This is a genomic window from Streptomyces sp. NPDC052496, from assembly GCF_040679095.1.
GTDB lineage: Bacteria > Actinomycetota > Actinomycetes > Streptomycetales > Streptomycetaceae > Streptomyces.
In genome coordinates this window covers 47,677-63,095 of the sequence record NZ_JBFAUH010000024.1, presented here as the reverse complement: position 1 = coordinate 63,095, position 15,419 = coordinate 47,677, and the positions used below count along the sequence as shown (strand labels likewise).

Annotated in this window: 12 protein-coding genes; 6 read left to right on the top strand and 6 right to left on the bottom strand. The window is 73.7% G+C overall.

Annotation, left to right across the window (positions count from 1 at the left end; genetic code table 11):
- Positions 1-52: 52 nt before the first annotated feature.
- The gene (locus tag AB0L45_RS28740; protein WP_365844933.1) at positions 53-316 is read left to right on the top strand and encodes a DUF5133 domain-containing protein; all 264 of its coding nucleotides are present in this window, start codon (positions 53-55) and stop codon (positions 314-316) included.
- 94 nt (positions 317-410) lie between these two features.
- Here the strand turns inward: AB0L45_RS28740 and mmsB are convergent, their stop codons facing one another.
- From mmsB to AB0L45_RS28710, 6 genes are all read right to left on the bottom strand, one after another.
- The gene (gene mmsB / locus AB0L45_RS28735) at positions 411-1,652 is read right to left on the bottom strand and encodes a multiple monosaccharide ABC transporter permease (RefSeq protein ID WP_365844931.1); all 1,242 of its coding nucleotides are present in this window, start codon (positions 1,650-1,652) and stop codon (positions 411-413) included.
- A 7-nt stretch (positions 1,653-1,659) separates the two neighbouring features.
- Positions 1,660-3,249 (bottom strand): sugar ABC transporter ATP-binding protein, encoded by a 1,590-nt coding sequence (locus AB0L45_RS28730; RefSeq protein ID WP_365845125.1) that lies wholly within the window; start codon positions 3,247-3,249, stop codon positions 1,660-1,662.
- Positions 3,250-3,290: 41 nt separating this feature from the next.
- Positions 3,291-4,409, bottom strand: a complete 1,119-nt coding sequence (gene chvE / locus AB0L45_RS28725) for a multiple monosaccharide ABC transporter substrate-binding protein (protein ID WP_365844929.1) — start codon at positions 4,407-4,409, stop codon at positions 3,291-3,293.
- Positions 4,406-5,419 (bottom strand): hypothetical protein, encoded by a 1,014-nt coding sequence (locus AB0L45_RS28720; protein ID WP_365844927.1) that lies wholly within the window; start codon positions 5,417-5,419, stop codon positions 4,406-4,408. Before AB0L45_RS28720 ends, chvE begins: the two co-directional genes overlap by 4 nt.
- A gap of 142 nt (positions 5,420-5,561) precedes the next feature.
- Positions 5,562-6,593: an alcohol dehydrogenase catalytic domain-containing protein gene (locus AB0L45_RS28715; RefSeq protein WP_365844925.1), complete on the bottom strand. Its 1,032-nt coding sequence runs from the start codon at positions 6,591-6,593 to the stop codon at positions 5,562-5,564.
- On the bottom strand, positions 6,590-7,750 hold the full coding sequence (locus tag AB0L45_RS28710) for a mandelate racemase/muconate lactonizing enzyme family protein (protein WP_365844923.1): 1,161 nt from the start codon (positions 7,748-7,750) through the stop codon (positions 6,590-6,592). The genes AB0L45_RS28715 and AB0L45_RS28710 overlap by 4 nt, the downstream gene beginning before the upstream one ends.
- Before the next feature lie 249 nt (positions 7,751-7,999).
- On the opposite strand from AB0L45_RS28710, the gene AB0L45_RS28705 reads away from it, so the two are divergent.
- The 5 genes from AB0L45_RS28705 to AB0L45_RS28685 all read left to right on the top strand — a co-directional run bounded on the left by AB0L45_RS28705 (position 8,000) and on the right by AB0L45_RS28685 (position 15,041).
- Positions 8,000-10,618, top strand: a complete 2,619-nt coding sequence (locus AB0L45_RS28705) for an alpha-L-arabinofuranosidase C-terminal domain-containing protein (protein WP_365844920.1) — start codon at positions 8,000-8,002, stop codon at positions 10,616-10,618.
- A gap of 244 nt (positions 10,619-10,862) precedes the next feature.
- Positions 10,863-11,147 (top strand): CGNR zinc finger domain-containing protein, encoded by a 285-nt coding sequence (locus tag AB0L45_RS28700; protein ID WP_365844918.1) that lies wholly within the window; start codon positions 10,863-10,865, stop codon positions 11,145-11,147.
- A 285-nt stretch (positions 11,148-11,432) separates the two neighbouring features.
- Entirely contained in the window at positions 11,433-13,874 is a 2,442-nt protein-coding gene (locus AB0L45_RS28695) for a SpoIIE family protein phosphatase (protein WP_365844916.1), read from the top strand.
- A gap of 275 nt (positions 13,875-14,149) precedes the next feature.
- Positions 14,150-14,542: a transcriptional regulator gene (locus AB0L45_RS28690; RefSeq protein ID WP_365844914.1), complete on the top strand. Its 393-nt coding sequence runs from the start codon at positions 14,150-14,152 to the stop codon at positions 14,540-14,542.
- Positions 14,529-15,041, top strand: coding sequence for a DinB family protein (locus tag AB0L45_RS28685; RefSeq protein ID WP_365844912.1), 513 nt, complete (start codon positions 14,529-14,531; stop codon positions 15,039-15,041). Before AB0L45_RS28690 ends, AB0L45_RS28685 begins: the two co-directional genes overlap by 14 nt.
- The last annotated feature ends 378 nt before the right edge of the window (positions 15,042-15,419 follow it).

Sequence of the window (15,419 nt, the reverse complement as noted above, 5' to 3'; positions counted from 1 at the left end):
CGGGTACACGGAGCGCAGTTGTTGATGACGGTGGCGAACGAGGAGGCCCCTGATGTTGCTGGCTCACCCTGCTGTACTGCGTGACCTGGTCGAGCAGTACGAGACGCTGCGCCTGCTGAACGCGGCCGACGGGAGCCCGGAGGTCCGGCAGCGGATGGACGACGTCGCCTACACCCTGTGTGTCTCCACCGGCACCCGCGACGTCGACACCGCGCTGATCGCGGCCCGGCACCGGCTGCCGGGCGCCCGGGTGGAGGATGATTCCGTGCTCTCCGAGATGCCGGTCCAGGACGAGGCGGCGCTGCCCGCCGCGTAACCTGCCCACGGGACGACCCACCCGCCACACCGGGGCCCCGCCGTACGACGGCAGGGCCCCGGCGCGCTTCCGCGGGCAGGTCGTGCCGGCGGCCCTACGTACCGGTCCGCCGCTTGTTCCACACGTCGAAGCCGACCGCGGCCAGCAGGACCAGGCCCTTGATGAGCTGCTGGTAGTCGGTGCCGATGCCGACCAGGGACATGCCGTTGTTCAGTACGCCCAGCACCAGCGCCCCCACGACCGCGCCGAAGACGGTGCCGATGCCGCCGCTCATGGAGGCGCCGCCGATGAACGCCGCCGCGATGGCCTCCAGTTCGAAGTTGATGCCCGCCTGCGGGGTGCCCGCGTTGAGGCGGGCCGCGTAGACGCAGCCGGCCAGGGCGGCGAGCACGCCCATCGTGACGAAGACCAGGAACGTGACCCGGGCGTCCTTGACGCCGGACAGGCGGGCCGCCGCCCGGTTGCCGCCCAGGGCGTACACATGGCGGCCGACCACCGCGTCCCGCATCACGAAGCCCAGCCCGAGCAGCAGCGCGCACATGATCAGCAGCACCACCGGTACGCCGTGGTAACTGGCCAGCGTCAGCGTGCAGGCCGCCACGGCCGCCGTGCCGGCCGCGCACTTGAGCAGCCACAGGGAGCGCGGCAGCACCTCCAGCCCGTGCGCGGCCCGTCGCCGCCGGTCACGCCGCTCGCGCAGCAGGAACGCGGCCACCACGAGCAGCCCGATCACCAGGGTGGGGTTGTGGTAGCGGGTGTACGGCCCCATCTCGGGCAGGAAGCCCTGCGCGAGGTCCTGGAAGGCGCCGGGGAACGGGGACAGCGACTGCCCGGCCAGGACGATCTGGGTCGCGCCGCGGAACAGCAGCATGCCGGCGAGGGTGACGATGAAGGACGGTATGCCGACGTAGGCGGTCCAGAACCCCTGCCAGGCGCCGGCCGCCGCGCCGATGAGCAGGCACAGCAGCAGCGCGGCCGCCCAGTGGACCTGGTGCTGCACCATCAGGACGGCGGCGACGGCGCCCACGAACGCGGCCAGCGATCCGACGGACAGGTCGATGTGCCCGGACACGATCACGATCATCATGCCCATGGCGAGGATGAGGATGTAGCTGTTCTGCTGGACGATGTTGGAGACGTTGTTGGGCAGCAGCAGCGCGTTGCCGGTCCACACCTGGAAGAGCAGGACGATGGCCGCCAGCGCGATGATCATGCCGTACTGCCGGACGTTGCCGCGCAGCGCCCGCAGCAGCAGGGCGCCGGCCGACGGACCGGGCCCCGCGCCGGACGGCGGGCCTGCCGGATGCTCGGCGGACGGTCGGACTGCGGTGGTCATGGGCGCCTCAGCTCTCGTCCGTGGGGAAGGGGCGGATGGCCAGCGGCTCCCGGGAAGCCGGAAGCGGCGGCTCGACGGTCATCAGGCGCATCAGCGCCTCCTGCGACGCCTGCGCGCGCGTCAGTTCGCCGGTCACCCGGCCGGCCGCCATCGTGTAGCAGCGGTCGCACAGGCCCAGCAGTTCGGGCAGCTCGGAGGAGATCAGCAGGACCGCCTTGCCGCGGGCCGCCAGCTGCCCGATCAGCGCGTGGATCTCGTACTTGGCGCCCACGTCCACGCCACGCGTCGGCTCGTCGAGGATCAGCACGTCCGGATCCGCCAGCAGCCACCTGCCCAGTACGACCTTCTGCTGGTTGCCGCCGCTGAGCCGGCCCACGCGCTCGAAGACCGTGCGGGTCCTGATGCCCAGCGACGTACGGAAGTCCTCGGCCGCCCGCCGTTCCGCGTGCCGGTCGACCACGCCGCGCCGGGCCAGCCGGTCCAGCGCGGCCAGCGAGATGTTGCGGTGCACGGTGTCCAGGAGGTTCAGGCCGTAGGTCTTGCGGTCCTCCGTGACGTAGGCGAGGCCGCGCGCCACCGCCTGCGGCACCGTACGCAGCACGACCGGCCGGCCGCCCAGGCACACCGTGCCGCCCGCGTACCGCCCGTAGGAGCGGCCGAAGACGCTCATCGCCAGCTCGGTACGGCCCGCGCCCACCAGCCCGGCCAGGCCGACGATCTCCCCGCGCCGTACGTGCAGGGACGCGCCGTCCACCACCTTGCGCCGCTGGTCGACGGGGTGGTGCACGGTCCAGCCCCGGACAGCGAGCGCCGCTTCGCCCGCGTCCGGCCCCGTGTAGCGGGCGCGCGGCGGGAAGCGCCGGTCCAGGTCCCGGCCGACCATGGCGCGGATGATGCGCTCCTCGGGGACGGCCGGCGGGGCGCCGGGCCGCTCCCGTACGGTCAGCGTCTCCACGGTGCGCCCGTCGCGCAGCACCGTCACGGTGTCCGCGACCCGCCGGATCTCGCCCAGCTTGTGCGAGATCAGCACGCACGCCACGCCCTGGTCACGCAGTCGGCACACCAGGTCCAGCAGGTGGTCGCTGTCGGTGTCGTCGAGCGCGGCGGTCGGCTCGTCGAGGATCAGCAGCCGGACGTCCTTGGCCAGCGCCTTGGCGATCTCCACCAACTGCTGCTTGCCGACGCCGAGACCGGCGACGCGGGCGCGCGGGTCCTCGGTCAGGCCCACCCGCTCCAGGAGCACGGACGCCTGCCGCAGCGTCTCGTACCGGCCGACGATGCCGCGCCGGGCCCGTTCGTTGCCGAGGAAGATGTTCTCGGCCACCGACAGGCAGGGCACGAGCGCCAGTTCCTGGTGGACGATGACGATGCCGCGGCGCTCGCCGGCCCGGATGTCGCGGAACGCGCACCGCACCCCGTCGAAGCGGCTCTCCCCCGCGTAACTGCCGTGCGGGTACACCCCGCTGAGTATCTTCATCAGGGTCGACTTGCCCGCACCGTTTTCCCCGCAGACGGCGTGGATCTCCCCGGCGCGTACGGTCAGCCGTACGTCGTCCAGCGCGGTGACGCCGCCGAACGTCTTGGTGATGCCGCGCATCTCCAGCACCGGCGCGTCCCCGGCACCGGCCCCGCGCCCGCTCACAGGGCACCGCCCAGGTCGGCGGCCTTCAGGTACCCCTCCTCGACGAGGATGCGGACGTTGCGCCGGTCCACGCTGACCGGGTCCAGGAGGTAGGCGGGCACCACCCGGGCGCCGTTGTGGTACGTCTTCGCGTCGTTGACCCGCGGCTTCCTGCCGTGCAGCACGGCGTCGCCCATCAGCACCGCCTGCCGTGCGAGCTTGCGCGTGTCCTTGTAGACGGTCTGCGTCTGCTGCCCCGCCAGGATGGACTTCACGGACGCCAGCTCCGCGTCCTGCCCGGTCACGACGGGGTACGGCCGGCCGGCGGTCCCGTAACCGACGCTCTTCAGGGCCGAGATGACGCCGATGGAGATGCCGTCGTACGGGGACAGCACCGCGTCCAGCCGGGTGGCGCCGTAGTGCTTGCTGAGGAGGTCGTCCATCCGCTTCTGCGCCGTGCCGCCGTCCCAGCGCAGGGTCGTCGCCTGGTTCAGCGCGGTCTGGCCGCTGCGCACCACGAGCCGGCCGCGGTCCAGGTACGGGCGCAGGACGCTCAGCGCGCCGTTCCAGAAGTACGTGGTGTTGTTGTCGTCGGGCGACCCGGCGAACAGCTCGATGGTGAACCGCTCGCCCTCGCGCGCGTCGAGCCGCAGCTTGTCGGCGATGTAGCGGCCCTGGAGGCGGCCGACGCGGGCGTTGTCGAAGGAGGCGTAGTAATCGACGTCCGGGGTGCCGAGCACCAGACGGTCGTACGAGATCACCGCGGCCCCGGACTCCTTGGCGCGGCTCAGTACGTCGGTGAGCGCGGACCCGTCGATCGCCGCCACGACCAGCAGCCGGTGCCCTTTGGCGACCATGTTCTCCACCTGCGCGACCTGGTTCTCCACCCGGTCGTCGCCGTACTGGAGGTCCGTCCGGTAGCCCCGGGCCGCGAACTCCCTGGCCATGTGGCGGCCGTCGGCCAGCCACCGTTCGGAGGACTTGGTCGGCATCGCGATGCCGACGGTGCTGCCGGTGCCCTTCGGCCGGTAGCGGCTGCCGCCCTCGGCCTCCTGCCCGCAGCCGGCCAGCCCGAGGCCCAGCGCGAGCGCCGCGGCCACCGCGGTCCGGCGGGGGACGTGCGAGGGGGAGGTCATCGCGCGTCCTCCCCGGGTAGGGGGAAGCGGCGCAACTCGCCCGGCAGGCGGGAGCCGGGCGGCGACATGCGGCCGTCGGCACCGAGCCGGGTCAGCAGGTCCAGCACCAGCCGCCCGCGCCGCACCCGTTCGCGCGCGCAGTCCAGGGCGGCGGCGCGCAGCTGTGCCCCGTACGGGTAGAGGGCGGGGGAGCGGCTGAGCCCGAACTTCAGGTACAGGGGCGCGCCGCGCCGCACCAGCTGCGCCACGTCGTACATCCGTACGTAGCCGCCCAGGTCGTCGGGGGACTCGACGTAGAAGTCCATCGGGGCGCGGGAGACACGGCGGATCTGGGTGAGCTGGGCCAGGGTGAGGTCGCTGGGCACGTTCAGGGAGTCGGCGCCGAGCCGCTCGTATATCTCGTACGACGCCGGGTTGGCCGGCCCGATCAGCGCGGAGACCTTGAAGGTGGTCCCGGCGGGCAGGGTGCCGGCCGCGCGCAGCCGGTGCAGCAGCCACAGCACGCCCTCGTCGGCGACGAGCAGACAGCGCACGCCCAGACCGGTGGCGCGCAGCGCGTCCTCGACGCAGCCGGCCACCGCCTCCTGCCCCCGGGCGCGCGGCCCGGCGCCGCCGCCGACGTCCCAGGTGCCGCGCGGCCCGGTGAACAGGCACAGCTCCGTACCGTGCGCGGCGCAGGCGTCGAGCATGTCGGTGATCTCGGTGTCGGTCAGCATCCAGACGCCGCTGCCCTGGCTGACACGGTGGACGGGCACGCCGAGCCGCCCGGCCTCCGCGAGGACCGCGGCCAGCACCTCCGGCCCCTCCACGGAGGGCACTTCGGTGCGCCAGGTGCCGCCGTCGGGGAACGCGTACGGGGAGGCGTCGGCGGGGTCGTCGGCGGGGGCGGCGTGGCCGAGCGGGGCGAGGGCGCTGTCCGCCGGGTGGCGGACGGGGAGGGGGAGGGAGAGGGGGACGGACTCGGACTCGGGCGTGGATATGGACTCGGGCGTGGATATGGGTTTGGGCATGGGGCTCCTCGTTCGGGATGCCGGGGGATGTTCGGAATGCCGGACGGTCGGGGATGGCCGGGGGCTGTTCGCTGTGCCGGACGGTCGGGGACGGCTGGGGGATGTTCGGCGTGCCGGACGTACCGTCGGGACGCGCAGGCCTTCACGCCGCCGGGCGCACCAGGACCTTCCCCACCGTCGGATCGCCGCCGCCCACGAGCGCGACGGCCTCGCCCCAGCGCTCCAGCGGAAAGGCGTGCGTGATCAGGGGCGCCGGGTCCAGGAGGCCCGTGGCGAACGCCCGTACCGCATGGGTCCAGGCGGCGGACGGCGCGCCGAAGACGCCGCGTACGGTGAGGTGGCCGGTCATCAGCCGTACCGGATCGAGCCCCCGGGCGGCCGTCCCCGGCAGGCCGACCAGGACCACCCGGCCGCCCCGGCGGGTGAGTTCCGCCGCCGCTGCCGCGGTGCCGGGGGCGCCCGCGGTCTCGACCACCACATCGAATCCGCCGGCTGCTTCGCCGGGGGAGCGGGTGCCGGTGGCGCCCATGGCCAGGGCCTGTTCGGCGCGTGCCCGGCGCGGGTCCACGGCGATCAGTTCGACGGGGGAGACGGCGGCGAGGAACCGTACGGCCAGCAGCCCGAGGGTGCCCGCGCCCAGGACCGCCACCCGGTCGCCGGGCACCGCGTGGGCGGCCAGCGCCGCAGCGGCGGCCACCGCGGCCGGCTCCAGCAGCGCGGCGGCCGCGAGGTCGGCGTCGTCGGGCAGCGGGTGCAGCAGCCGGGCGGGCACCACCAGGGTGTCCGCGAACGCGCCGGGCCGGGTGAAGCCCGTCTCGTCGTAAGCGGCCGCGCACAGTGAGGTGTCACCGGCCCGGCAGCGTTCGCACGTCAGGCAGGTACGGAAGTTCTCGCCGACGACCTTACGGCCCACCAGGCCGGGCGGCACGCCGTCGCCGACCGCCGCGACCGTCCCCGACCACTCGTGTCCGGGCACGAGCGGATAGCGGACGTACGGTGCGGGCCGCCCGCCGTCGTACACCTCGCGGTCGCTGCCGCACAGCCCCGCCGCCGCCACCCGCACCAGGGCCTCGCCGGGGCCGGGGGAGGGGGTGGGAGCGCTCACCAGGCGGTGGCTGCCGGGCCGTTCGACGAGGACCGAACGGGTACGGGCGGGCGCGGTGACGGCGGTCACCGGCGCCCGGCGTCCGGATCGCGCCGCTCCCACCCCTCGGCCCACAGGTCGAAGCGGGCCGGCCGCTGCGGGAACTCGGCGGCCGCCTCGGTGTCCAGTTCGACGCCGAGACCAGGCGTGTCGGGCAGGGTGAAGTAACCGTCCACCACCTCCGGGGCGCCCTTGACCACCTGCTTGATGCCCGCGTCGGCGAAGTCGTTGAAGTGCTCCAGGATCTTGAAGTTGGGGGTGCAGCCCGCGAGCTGGAGGGAGGCCGCGGTCAGCACCCCGCCGCCCACGTTGTGCGGGGCGAGCAGCAGGTAGTGCGTCTCGGCGGTCGCGGCGAGCTTGCGGGTCTCCAGGATGCCGCCGAGGTGGCCCACGTCCGGCTGGATGATGTCGGCCGCCTGCGTCTCGAACAGCTCGCGGAACTCGGCCCGGTCGTGGATGCGTTCCCCGGTCGCGATCGGCGTGTCCACCTTCCCGGCGACCTTGGCCAGCGCTTTGAGGTTCTCCGGCGGTACGGGTTCCTCCAGCCACGCCGGGCCGAAGGGCGCCAGTTCGCGGGCGAGCCGTACGGCGGTGGCCGGGCTGAACCGTCCGTGCATCTCCACCATCAGCTCCCGGTCCGGGCCGATCGCGTCCCGTACCGCCTCGATGAGCGAGACGGCGTAACGGGTCTCGGCCGGGCCGAGTTCGAGGTGCCCGGTGCCGAACGGGTCGATCTTCAGCGCCTGGTACCCGCGCTCCACCACCGCGCGGGCGGCGGCGTGGTACCCCTCCGGCGTGCGTTCGGTGGTGTACCAGCCGTTGGCGTACGCCTTGACGCGCTCGCGCACCCGGCCGCCGAGGAGCTGCCACACCGGCACGCCGAGCGCCTTGCCCTTGATGTCCCAGCACGCCGTCTCCACGCAGGCGATGCCGGACATGACGATCTCCCCGGCGCGCCCGTAATCGCCGTACTTCATGCGCCGCACCAGGTCTTCGACGGCGAACGGGTCGGAGCCGGTGACGTGGTGCTCCGCCGCCTCGCGCAGATAGCCGAGCAGGGCGTCGGTGCGGCCCAGCATCCGGGTCTCGCCGACGCCGGTGAGGCCTTCGTCGGTGTGCACCTGTACGTAGGTGAGGTTGCGCCACGGGGTGCCGACGACGTGCGTGCTGATACCGGTGATGCGCACGGGAGCTGACCCTCCATCGTGTTCGATATTTCGTCACGCGTCCGAAATGGTGGCGTGACCGTAGTGAGCACTGCCGGCCGGTGTCAATGGGGGCGCGGCGGACTGCTGCGTTCGGCCGGAGCGGTTCACGCGCGGTCCGTGTGACGGGTGTTGACGCGGCGGCCCGCGGGGCGCATCCTCCCTCGCAGGCCGGGCGGTATGCCGCACGGCGTTCGATATCCCGTACACAGTGGAGTGGAGGGGTACCTCATGGCGAGCGACGACGACCAGCGCCCGGGAACGGTCCCGGGCGGGCCCGGACGAAGAACCGTGATCGCCGCACTGGGCGCAACGGCCCTGACCGAAGCGCTGCGCACCGGCGCCGCACCGCCCGCCGCCGCGGCCGCCGGACCCGGCCTGCCCACCCCCGTCGCCCACTGGGCCTTCGAGGAAGGCCGCGGCACCACCGCCGCCGACCGCTCGGGCCACGGCCGCACCCTCACCCTGCGCGGCGGAGCCGCCTGGGGCGACGGCCACACCGGCCACGGCCTCGCCCTGACCGGACGCGCCTGCGCCACCGCCGCCGGACCCGCCGTCGACACCGCGCACGGTTTCACCCTCACCGCCCGGGTCCGCCTCACCACCACCAGCGGCCACCGCACCGCCGTCGCCCTCGACGGCAACGCCGTCAGCGCCTGCTACCTGCAATTCCGCGACGACACCCAGACGTTCGCCTTCACCCGCCTGCCCAAGGACGCCACCGACGCCAACGGCGCCGCCGCCATCGCCGGCGCGGGCTCCGCCCCCGAGACAGGGCGCTGGTACCACCTCGCGGGCGTCGCCGACGCGGCGGCGGGCCTCTTACGGCTGTACGTCGACGGCGTACTCGAAGGCGAAGCGCCCGCCCCCGGAGGCTGGCGGGCCACCGGCGCCACCACCGTCGGACGCGGCCTGTTCGCCGGCGCCGAAGCGGACCACTTCCAGGGGGACATCGACGACGTACGCTGCTACGACACCGCGCTGACCGGCGCACAGGCCGCCCGGCTGGCCGGCGTACCGGAACGGGACACCACGCCGCTGCTCACCATCGACGCCCGCCGCCCCGGCCCCGCCGTCCCGCCCCGGCTCGGCGGCATCTTCTTCGAGGACATCAACCACAGCGGCGAAGGCGGCCTGTACGCCGAACTGGTCAACAACCGCAGCTTCATGGCCGACCCCCGCACCCCGCTGCACTGGAGCGCCCTCGGCGGCGCCACGATCGCCCTGGACCCCACCGCGCCCCTCAACGAAGCCCTCACCCGGTCCCTGCGGATCACCGTGCGCGGCCCCGGCTCCGGCACGGCCAACAGCGGCTTCTGGGGCATCCCCGTACGCCCCGCCACCACCTACCGCGCCTCGTACTTCGCCAAGGCCGACGGCGCCACCGGACCGCTCACCCTCGCCCTCACCGGCACCGACGGCACCGTGTACGCCCGCGCCGCCGCCCCGGCCCCCGGCCGCGACTGGCGCCGCTACGACCTGGCCCTGCGCACCCCGCCCACCGCCCCGCACACCACCGACGCGCGCCTGACGCTGACCACGGCAGGCACCACCGGCACCACGGGCACCCTCTGGCTCTCCCAGGTCTCCCTCTTCCCGCCCACCCACCGCGACCGCCCCAACGGCCTGCGCCCCGACCTGATGGCCGCCCTCGCCGCGCTGCGCCCCGCCTTCCTGCGCTTCCCCGGCGGCAACTACCTCGAAGGCAACGTGATCGCCGACCGCTTCGACTGGAAGCAGACCATCGGCCCCGTCGAACAGCGCCCCGGCCACCGCAACTCCGCCTGGGGCTACTGGTCCACCGACGGACTCGGCCTGCCCGAATACCTCCAGATGGCCGAGGACCTGGACTGCGAGCCGGTGCTGTGCGTGTACGCGGGCTACTCGCTCCAGGGCGAGCACGTCACCGGCGAGGCCCTGCGGCCCTTCGTCCAGGACGCGCTCGACCAGATCGCGTACATCACCGGACCCGCCACCTCCCCCTGGGGCGCCCGGCGCGCCGCCGACGGCCACCCCGCGCCGTACCCGCTCACGTACGTGGAGATCGGCAACGAGGACTGGTTCGACACCTCCGGCTCCTACGAGGAGCGCTACGCGGCCTTCCACGACGCCCTCACCCGCGCGTACCCGCACCTGAAACTCATCGCGACCACCCCCGTCCACAGCCGCCCCTACGACCTCATCGACGAGCACTACTACCGCTCACCCGCAGCCTTCGCGGCCGGCTCCCACCTCTACGACCGGCGCGACCGCACCACCCCCAAGGTCTTCGTGGGCGAATGGGCCGCCCAGGAAGGCCGCCCCACCCCCAACCTCCGGGCCGCCCTCGGCGACGCCGCCTGGCTCACCGGCATCATCCGCAACAGCGACCACGTGGTGATGGAGTGCTACGCGCCCCTGTTCAGCCACGTCCGCGACAACACCTGGGCCACCAACCTCATCGCGTACGACGGCCTGACCAGTTACCACTCACCCAGCTCCTACGCACAGCAACTGCTGCGCACCCACCGGGGCGACACCGTACTGCCCACCCGGGCCCGCGCCCTGCCGGGTCTGAGCACCGTCACCACGTACGCACACCGCACCGGACGGCTCTGCATCGCCGTCGTCAACACCGGCGGCACGCCGCGTACCGTCCCCGTACGGATCGACGGCATACCCGGCATCGCGTCCACCGGCCAGGCCGACATCCTCACTGGCCCAGGCCCGGAGGCCACCAACACACTCACCGCCCCCACCGCCGTAGCACCCCGCTCCGTCCCCCTGAACGGCTTCGGCGCGCACTTCACCCACACGTTCCCGGCGTACTCGGTCACGGTGCTGCGGCTGACGGGCAGCCGGCACCGCTGACCGCCACCCCGGCCGGGAACGCGGCCGCTCCCTCGTCGCACACTGGCTTCCCCTCGCCGACACGGCACCGGGCGCCGCCCGACCGGGGCGGACCTGGAACACGTTCTCGCACTGCGCCGGGACCTGCGGGCCCTCCTGGAGTCCGGCAGCGAGGACCGCGTCGCCGACGGCACCGACGCCCTGCTCAAACGGGCGGCCGTGCAGATGTCCGTGGAGCGCGACGCGGACGGCCGCCGGGGGTGGTATGCCAGTACCGGGCCGCCCGCCTCGCCGGCCGACGGTGGTATGCCGTACCGGACCGCACGCCTCACCGGCCGACGAACTGGCTGCGGTGACCGGTGCGGGCCTGCTCGGCGTCCTGCGCGCCCTGTCCCACGACCGCATCCGCCCCTGTGCTTCGCCCACGTGCGACGGCATGTGCGTCGGCACGGGCAAGGCGGGCCGGCGCCGGTACTGCACGCCCGCGCTGTGCGGCAACCGCCTCGATGCCGCGGCTCATCGTGCGCGTCAGGGCGCGGTTTCCGGGTAACCCCAGGGTGGCTCCGGCTCCGGCCCCGGCCCGGCTCCAACCCCGGCACCCGCGTCCGCGCCCCGTCTACCCTCCCCCGGCGTGGCGCACAGCTCCCGTTCCCCCACCCGCCCCACCCACCCGGCCGAGTGAACCGGGCACCCCGCTCGCCGCCCGGGGCGCGGGGCGGGCGGGGCGAAACGATACTGGGCTCAGCTGCTCAATCCATGATCTCGGGGTCACCCTGGGGAGTCGCCGTAGGGACGACGGCGCAGGGCCCGGTCGGCGAGTCGAAGGGGCGAAGCGATGGACGCACCGGTGCCGGAGTTCACCGAGCGGCCGGAGGACCCGTTTGTGCTGAGCCGGGCCGCTTCGGCGGTGCTCGACGACGAGGGCACCGTCGTGGGCTGGAGCGAGCGCGCCGAGGCCCTGCTCGGCCATCCGGCGCGGGAGGCGCTCGGGCAGCGGGCGGACGCGTTCCTGCTCCACGAGGACGGCCGGCCCGCCGCCGCGGAGGCCGTCGCGGTGGCACGGCGCGAGGGCGGCTGGTCCGGCCTCCTGGCCGTCCGGCACCGCGACGGGCAGCGCGTCGAGCTGGGCCTGCGGGTGCGCCCCGTCGAGCGAGGCGACTCCCGGTACGAGTGGTTCGTCGTGGCCGCGCCCGCGGCGGAGGTCGCCCAGTGGGAGATCGACCGCTCGGTCCTGGACGGCCTGTTCCGGCGCTCACCGATCGGCCTGGCCGTGCACGCCCCCGACCTGAGCATCCTGCGCATCAACCGCGCCATCGCGGGCATCAGCCGGCGCCCCGCCGCGGCGCACCGGGGCCTGCGCATGGAGGACTTCCTGATCAGCCAGGACGTGGCCACCATCGAGGAGCGGCTGCGCAGGGTGCTGGAGACGGGCGAGCCGCTGATCTTCACCGAGCAGTCGTGCCGCCTGCGGGCCGACCCCGCCCATGAACGGGTGGTCTCCGTGTCCGCGTTCCGCATGCGCAACGCCTCCGGCACGGTGCTCGGCGTCACCCAAATGGTGGAAGACGTCACCGACCGGCACCGGGCCCAGCACCGGCTGGCGGTGCTCAACCGGGCCAGCGCGCGCATCGGGACCACCCTGGACGTCTCGCAGACCGCCCGGGAACTCGCCGAGGTCGCGGTCCCCGACCTCGCCGACGCGGTCTCCGTGGACCTGCTGGAGCCGGTCACCCGTGGCCAGGACCCCACCCGTGGGACGTACGTACCGGTGCACCGTACGGCCGTACGGTCCGTCGTACCGGAAGGGCTGGACGTGATGTACCCGGTGGGCGAGGTGTTCCGCTTCGCTCCCGGGACGCCCCAGGCCCAGTGCCTCACCGCGCAGCAGCCGATCCTCGAACCGGACCTCGCCCACAGCACCGGCTGGTACATCCAGGACCCCGAACGCTCGCAGCGGGCCCTGAGTCTGGGCGCCCACTCGCTGATCGTGGTGCCGCTGGCCGCCCGGGGCCTGGTGCTGGGCCTGGTGAGCTTCTGGCGGGCCGAGCGGCCGCAGGCGTTCGAACAGGACGACCTCGTACTGGCCCAGGAGTTCGTCTCCCGCGCCGCCATCTGCATCGACAACGCCCGCCGCTACACCCAGGAGCACTTCGGCGCACTGACCCTGCAACGCAGTCTGCTGCCGCGCGAACTGCCCGAACAGCTGGCCGTCGAGGTCGCCCACCGCTACCTCCCCGCCGACCCCGCGGCGGGCGTCGGAGGCGACTGGTTCGACGTCATCCCGGTCTCCAGCGCTCGCGTCGCCCTGGTCGTCGGCGACGTCGTCGGACACGGACTGCACGCCGCCGCCACGATGGGGCGGCTGCGCACGGCGGTGCACACGCTGGCCAACCTCGACCTCGCACCCGACGAAGTGCTCTCCCATCTGGACGATCTCGTGCACCGCCTCGCCGAGGAGCAGGAGTCGGCCGGCGGGGGCCCGGAGAGTCCGCAGGTCATCGGCGCGACCTGCCTCTACGCGGTGTACGACCCGGTCTCCCGCCGCTGCAACATCGCCCGCGCGGGCCACGTACCGCCCGCCGTGGTCGACCCCGACGGGCACATGACCCTGCCCGACCTGCCCGCGGGACCGCCGCTCGGACTGGGCGGCCTGCCGTTCGAATCCGTCGAACTCGAACTCGCCGAGGGCAGCCTGCTGGCCCTCTACACCGACGGCTTGCTGGAGGTACGCAGCAGGGACCTCGACGAAGGGCTGGCGCTGCTGCGCGGAGCGCTGGAGCGGCCTGCCCGCCGCCTGGAGGAGTGCTGCAAGGCGGCGGTCGACGCGCTGCTGCCCGTCCATCCGCGGGACGACGTCGCCCTGCTCGTCGCCCGTACGCGCGCGCTGCCACCGGAAAGCGTCGCCTCCTGGGAACTGCCCGCCGAACCGACCGCCGCGGCGGAGGCGCGCGAGGTCACGGCCGCCAAGCTCACGGCATGGGGCCTGGAGGAACTGGCCTTCACCGCCGAGCTGGTGGTGAGCGAACTGGTCACCAACGCCTACCGGTACGGCGGCACCCCCATCACCCTCCGGCTCATCCGCGACCGTTCCCTGATCTGCGAGGTCTCCGACCCCAGCAGCACCGCCCCCCACCTCAGACGCGCCCACAGCACGGACGAGGGCGGCCGCGGCCTCCTCCTGGTGGCCCAACTCACCGACCGCTGGGGCGCCCGCCACACCCGGGAGGGCAAAACCGTGTGGACGGAGCTGCCGCTGCCGGTGCCGGGCAGCGACTGAAAAGTGTCTGTGGTTTGTGGGGGTGGGGGGACGATGGGGCCTACTTGCCGCTGTGGAAGATGCCTTTCGGCGTACGTGGCCCGGCAGCGGATCGTGCGCCGCGGGTTCGGGGTGCGGCACGGTGTGCTGATCGGCTGCTGGGGAGTGGCCTATACCGCCGTGCTCCTGCTCGGGCACCTGGTGTTTCCGGGCAGTCGGACGTTCGTGGTGGTCGCGGCGTCGGTGTGCGCGCTTCCGCTCGCCGTGGGGGCCGTCCTCGAAAGGCGGAGGGTGTCGTGACGGCGGAGGCGGGTCCGGCCGGTCCGCGCGGCAGTCACCCCCGGCATGCCCTGGTGCCGCTGCTCAACTCTCCCGTACGGCTGTCCGTGGTGGCGGCCCTGGCGCCGGTGGACCGGGCGGAGTTCGCCGTGGTGCGTGACCTGGTCGAGGTCCCCGACTCCGCCTTGTCCAAGCAGACCGCGGCGCTGGAGGCGGCGGGCTGGGTGGCCGTGGCCAAGGGCCGGGCCGGCCGCCGCCCCCTGACCTGGCTGGCGCTGACCGCCGAGGGCCGGGCCGTGTACCAGCGGCACCTGGCGGCACTGCGGGCGATCGCGGCAGGGTGCGAAGAAGCCCAGCTCAGCGGCTTTGTCAGTCCCTCGTGTCACCATGACGGACATGAGCACACCTGAACGCACGTTCCCGCCCATGGTCGCCGACGAGCGGGCCACCTTGGAGAGCTGGCTGGACTTCTACCGCGTCACCCTCGCCCAGAAGTGCGACGGTCTGACGGAGGAGCAGCTGCGCAAGGAGTCGGCAGAGCCCTCGACGCTCACCCTGCTCGGCCTCGTCCGGCACCTGGCGGAGGTCGAGCGGACCTGGTTCCGCAGGGTCCTGACCGGGGAGGACGCCCCGGCCATCTTCAGCTCCGACGCCGATGTCCAGCCCGCTGACCGCGGGTTCGGGCTCGACGAGGACGACACGTACGAGAAGTCCCGCCGCATATGGCAGGCCGAGGTGGAGCGCGCCCGGGAGAACTGCGCCGCCCACGCGCTGGAGGACACCGGCCTGTGGCGGGGCAATGAGGTCAGCCTGCGCTGGATCTACTCCCACATGATCGCCGAGTACGCCCGGCACTGCGGTCACGCCGACCTCATACGGGAGCGCATCGACGGCAGCACGGGCGTCTGACCGACGGCAGCGCGGGCACCTGACCGACGGCAGCGCGGGCGTCTGACCGACGGTAGCGCGGGCGTCTGGCCGACGTCGGGTCAGGGACGTTCGGTCGATGTCGGGTCATGGGCGTTCGGCCGACGCCGGGTCACGGGCGTTCGGTCGACGCCGGTCAGGTCATGGGGCCCGGGCCGGGGGGACGGAGCGACGGGGGAGCTGGGGTCGGGGGTGGGGCAGGGGCGGGGGGTGAGGCGGGTTTACGTATTCCGCGGGGCGGCCGGGGCTCAGCAGACTGGCGCGTGAGCACGCGTCACCGCGCCACCGGTGCGGTGCGACGGCGGCGGCCCCGTACACCGGCGCGGCCGCCCACCGCACCCCGGGCCACACCGAGCGGAG